This is a genomic window from Apilactobacillus sp. (assembly GCF_025290035.1).
Classification (GTDB): Bacteria; Bacillota; Bacilli; order Lactobacillales; family Lactobacillaceae; genus Apilactobacillus.
Window position 1 is genome coordinate 9,948 of record NZ_JAMBKT010000019.1, and the last position, 4,868, is coordinate 14,815.

General features: G+C 35.3%; 7 protein-coding genes. 2 read left to right on the forward strand and 5 right to left on the reverse strand.

Features of this window, described 5'->3' with window-relative positions; genetic code table 11:
* Positions 1-6: 6 nt before the first annotated feature.
* Both M3005_RS04970 and M3005_RS04975 read right to left on the reverse strand, forming a co-directional pair.
* Entirely contained in the window at positions 7-750 is a 744-nt protein-coding gene (locus M3005_RS04970; RefSeq protein WP_293794262.1) for an SEC10/PgrA surface exclusion domain-containing protein, read from the reverse strand.
* Positions 728-874, reverse strand: a complete 147-nt coding sequence (locus tag M3005_RS04975; RefSeq protein ID WP_293794263.1) for a hypothetical protein — start codon at positions 872-874, stop codon at positions 728-730. The genes M3005_RS04970 and M3005_RS04975 overlap by 23 nt, the downstream gene beginning before the upstream one ends.
* Before the next feature lie 165 nt (positions 875-1,039).
* On the opposite strand from M3005_RS04975, the gene M3005_RS04980 reads away from it, so the two are divergent.
* Positions 1,040-1,540 (forward strand): hypothetical protein, encoded by a 501-nt coding sequence (locus tag M3005_RS04980; protein WP_293794264.1) that lies wholly within the window; start codon positions 1,040-1,042, stop codon positions 1,538-1,540.
* A 68-nt stretch (positions 1,541-1,608) separates the two neighbouring features.
* Positions 1,609-2,205, forward strand: a complete 597-nt coding sequence (locus M3005_RS04985; RefSeq protein WP_293794265.1) for a L,D-transpeptidase — start codon at positions 1,609-1,611, stop codon at positions 2,203-2,205.
* A 38-nt stretch (positions 2,206-2,243) separates the two neighbouring features.
* Here M3005_RS04985 and M3005_RS04990 read toward each other — a convergent pair whose 3' ends face one another.
* From M3005_RS04990 to M3005_RS05000, 3 genes are all read right to left on the reverse strand, one after another.
* On the reverse strand, positions 2,244-2,435 hold the full coding sequence (locus M3005_RS04990) for a hypothetical protein (RefSeq protein ID WP_293794266.1): 192 nt from the start codon (positions 2,433-2,435) through the stop codon (positions 2,244-2,246).
* A gap of 15 nt (positions 2,436-2,450) precedes the next feature.
* Positions 2,451-2,984, reverse strand: a complete 534-nt coding sequence (locus tag M3005_RS04995; protein ID WP_293794267.1) for a GNAT family N-acetyltransferase — start codon at positions 2,982-2,984, stop codon at positions 2,451-2,453.
* A gap of 123 nt (positions 2,985-3,107) precedes the next feature.
* Entirely contained in the window at positions 3,108-4,286 is a 1,179-nt protein-coding gene (locus tag M3005_RS05000) for an acetyl-CoA C-acetyltransferase (RefSeq protein ID WP_293794269.1), read from the reverse strand.
* Positions 4,287-4,868 lie beyond the last annotated feature (582 nt).

The window sequence follows — 4,868 nt, forward strand, 5'->3', positions numbered from 1 at the left end:
TGTTCGCTAATTATATAGTAGGAATTCGAAATGTAATTGATTTAAATTATCAATAGAAATTGCGAATTCTAATGGATGGGTAGCATTAAGGCTTGCTCCAAGGAAGTTTGCGGTGTGACCCCAACCTGAATCGGCATCATCAAACATCATCGATGCAGTTGATCCATAGATATTTTCTTTGATATTAGCAATGCTATTCTTCTTACCTAATGTGCTTCCGGCCCAATTTTCAGCCCATCCGTTTGAGTTATATTGACCAAATACACTTTTTAGTACGTTTAAGTCGTGATCATTTTGTGTATCAATGTCCCATTTATCTGCGCTATAGCCATTCGCAATTTGGGTTGCGGCTGCTAGTGCGCGGTCGGTTACGATTAATTTTGCTGGGGCTTGATTGTTACTTAATTTTTGACTAAGTTGATTAATTAAATCAGCAGTGTATTGAGAGAGTTCTCTTTGGGTATTGGTATCTAGATTTGTAGGATTAACCATTCTTTTAGTGTCACTTGTATTAGGGTGGAATACGTTAACTTTATGGCTTTTCTTGATGAAGTCATTGCTGTAGTTGTCAGCTTGTTCGAATTGGTTAGTACTACTGTTAAAGCTGAATAAGAAACCAGCTGGTGCAACTAATTTATCTGATGCGTTAGCAGTAGGGTGCTTACTGGCACCATATCCGAAAGCATCAACTGAAGAATAGGTAGAGACTTTCTTCTTACTTTTCTTTTTAGCGTGCTTTTTGATAACCACTTTTTTGTGGGTGGGTTTTATGACTCGCATAAGCAGTATTTGGACTAGAGTATGAAGAGAAACTTAATGAAAGTACCATAATCATAATCATGTTGATAATGGCAAAACGACTAATTCTGTGCATTTCATACACTCCTTTGTTATTGATGATTTTATGCTACCACAAACGTGATTAGTTAATTCTTAAGAATTGGTAAAAAATTAATTATGTATAGCAACTACATTATGATTGTGCTTTAATTAAATAAAGTAGATTATTGTTACTGATTACGATAGAGGGGTTTAAGATATGAAAAAAAGAATAATGGTTGCTGCACTAAGTGCATTGATAATTCTTCAAGTTATTGTACTTACCAACGTGACAGCTAGTGCCGCTAAAGTTCACAGCGGTCTTCCTAGATTTGCTCGTGGTTATTGGGCATCTAAGAATTTGGTGAAGTACCACAAGTACCGTAACTTTAAGTTGTCTAAGGACACCTTTGCGATTGATGGTATCGATATGGAAGGTGTTAATTACTCATATCTGAAGAGAAACGATACGCCTGCTGGATACAGTTTAGGAACCATTATGTACAGCAGCTTTAAGAAAATCGGTAATAATAAGTATCATATCTATGCTAAAAAACAATCTCCTCTTAACTATGCTGATGCTGCTGAAATTACAGCAGTCGGTAAGCACAAAATTAAAGTTAAACTATTCAAAAAAGGCCACCGCAATTTCGGTGGATCCAACTATACTTTGTACAAAATCAATAAACACAGTTACAGTCAACTAGCGAAAAAAGACTAATCATATACAAGGTTTATGTAAAGCTATATAATGATATCAAGATCATGCAAGGGAGTATCTTTTAATATATGCGTAAAGTCAAAAAAGCAATTATTATCACCACCACATCATTAGTTGCGGTATTGGCATTAAATGCCTGTGGCCAAACTAATGCCCAAACTACTAATAATAAAACTACTACTACTAAAGTAGCTAAAGCTAAACAAGTGGGTGTGCATCCATCAGCTAATGCATGGAAACGCTCATCAGAAAACAAACCATATCCTAATATGACACTAAAGAACCATAACTGGTTCGATGTTTCGATTAAAGACCAAAGAGTATACGTTAAGAACCCTGCTGGCAAGGTACTATATACCATGCTTTGTTCTACCGGAAATGACAATGGAACTCCACGTGGGACTTTCCATATTCAAGCAGAACGCGGTAGTCACTTCTATAATGCATCATCGAAAGAAGGAGCCAACTACTGGACTTCATTCTTAGACCATGGAGTTTACCTATTCCACTCAGTCCCAGTTAATAAATCCGGTCACTACTTACAAAAAGATGCCCATGAATTAGGGAAAGTGGCCAATTCACATGGTTGTGTTAGACTTTCTATCCCAGACGCTAAGTGGGTTAACTCACATGTCCCAACCGGAACTAAAGTCGTTATTCATTAATATAAACAAAAAGACGTTCGATAAAACGAACGTCTTTTTTAGTGGACAAATAAAATGTCCAATAGTAATAATGTCATCACGACGATTACGCCGATAATACATAAAATATTTTTGTTTCTAAATGAATATTGCTTCTTATATAAACCAATTAATAATGTAATTAAAGCGATAATTCCAATCACATACATAATGATTAATTTAATTTGCACTGAAATATCGTTAGCTATCAATTTATTCACCTACGATTATTTGGTTAATAATTGGTATGCATAACGAGCAGTCCAAGGATGACCATTTTCACGCATATGAATCACACCACGTTTTTCAAAACCGTTTGAATCTATAACGTGTTGCATACCTAGATTTTCAGGATGAGTATCGATTCGGATGTCCTTGAATCCTAGGACACGAGAAACGGTAATTAATCCACTAACTAATTTTTCTGAAAGGTGTTGGCCACGGAACTCATTTGAGATGGCAACGCGGTGAATAGCAGCGTAGTGAGCTTCAGAACCGTTAACCCACTCACCGTCTTCGATCTTTAAGTAGTTAGGATCAATCCCTTGGTGAATAGTTGCAGTACCGGCTACTTGGCCGTTAGTGATTAACACGTAGTTGATTCCATCTTTAATGTCTTTGATTAAATCTTCGTCAGCTGGATAACCATGTTGCCATTGGTCGATTCCTTGTTCATGTAAGTATTTAATTGCTGAATGAATAATATCCAAAATTGCTGGTAAATCTTCTTCAGTAGATTTCTTCAAGTATGTTGCGGGCATTTTTACACTTCCTTTATGAAAATTATAAGACAAAAGTATATAGAAAAACGTTGCAATTTGCAACGTTTGTAATTTTTATCTATTAATAGGATACCGCAAAATGCTGATTAGTAAACCAATTAGCTATGGTAAAGAAATCTTCATTGCCATTCCCATACCGCCTCCGATACAGATAGTTGCTAATCCATTTTTGTTGTTGGTTCTTTGCAAGTTGTAGATTAGTGAACCGATGATGCGTGCACCAGAATCACCTAAGGGATGTCCCATTGCGATGGCACCACCTGAAATATTTAGCTTATTCATATCAATTTTGTAATCTTGAGCAACTGCAAGGACTTGGGCAGCGAATGCTTCATTTAATTCTACTAAATCAATATCATCCATTGATAAGTTTAGTTTTTCAAATAACGCTTTAGTAGCATCGTATGGTGCGTAACCCATGTAGTCAGGATCGCATCCAGTTTCCGCATATCCATCAATTACTGCTAGTGGAGTCACATTTAAACGTTTAGCAGCCGATTCACTCATTAATAGTAATGCTGAAGCACCGTCATTTAAACTAGCAGCGTTTCCAGCAGTTACACTACCATCTTCTTTAAATGCAGGACGAAGTTTGTTTAAAACTTCTACAGAGGTATCACGACGAATGTTTTCATCTTGCTTCATAATATAGGATTCTTTTTTTGTTTTAATTTCAATTGGCACGATTTCTTTATCAAAGAAACCATTATCAAATGCATTGACTGCTCGCATATGTGATTGATATGCAAATTCATCTTGTTGTTGACGACTAATATTAAACTTTTTAGCAACGTTTTCAGCTGTGATCCCCATTGGTTGATGGTTGAATGCATCAGTTAGTGCATCCTGGTTTAGTGAATCAATTAAGGTAACATCACCAAACTTGTGCCCTCTTCGCATATTCATATTTAAAAATGGTGCGTTGGACATGCTTTCTACTCCACCGGCCACAATAACATCAGCGTCTCCCATAGCAATTGCAGATTGAGCATTGCGAACTGCTTTTAATCCGGAACCACAAACCTGGTTGACTGTATTAGCGGTACTGCAGTAAGGGATGTCTGATTTAATTTCGATTTGTCTTGCGATGTTTTGACCAGCACCAGCTTGAATAACATTTCCAAATACAACTTGGTTAACGTCAGAAGGTTTAATGCCGGCTTGTTCAATAACAGCTTTAGTAACGATTGTTCCTAGGTCAACGGAAGAGAAGTTAGCTAATGCACCGTTCATCTTACCGATAGGAGTTCTTTTCGCTGCTGCGATAATTACTTTTTCCATATTTTTAATGAGGCTCCTTCTATAAATATCTATAACTATAAGTATAATGATTATTTTTATCATTTCTATAATAAAGAATAATTTTTAAGTTTAGTAGAAAGAGGAATATAATCAAATCACAAAATTTTTAACTATTTTCGAAGACGAGTTTAAGTTAAAATGAAATTCTTAAGATAATCTTAAAAAAGTTATTGACCACTGTGTTTAAAATTGATATGATATTAATCGTTGTTAATTTTCAACAACCAAAAAAATAAATATTAAACAATCTCAAATAACCTGTTGACCTTGTCACTTGGATTTGGTAAGATAGTTTTTGCTGTTGAAAAAGTTGATTGAAATATTCAATCAAAAATATACAAAAAAGTTATTGACTTTTAGTTGCTAAGATGGCATAATATTTATTGTTGTCGTCGCTTTTCTAGCGAATATGACAACCCGGTTGATGAAAATTTTAATTATAAAAATATGTTGACTTCGAGTTGACATTCTGATATACTTAAAAAGTTACCTTGAAAAAAGGAAACATCAACAAATTGGTAGATCTTTGAAAACTGAACAAGATTGATAATCGATGATGTG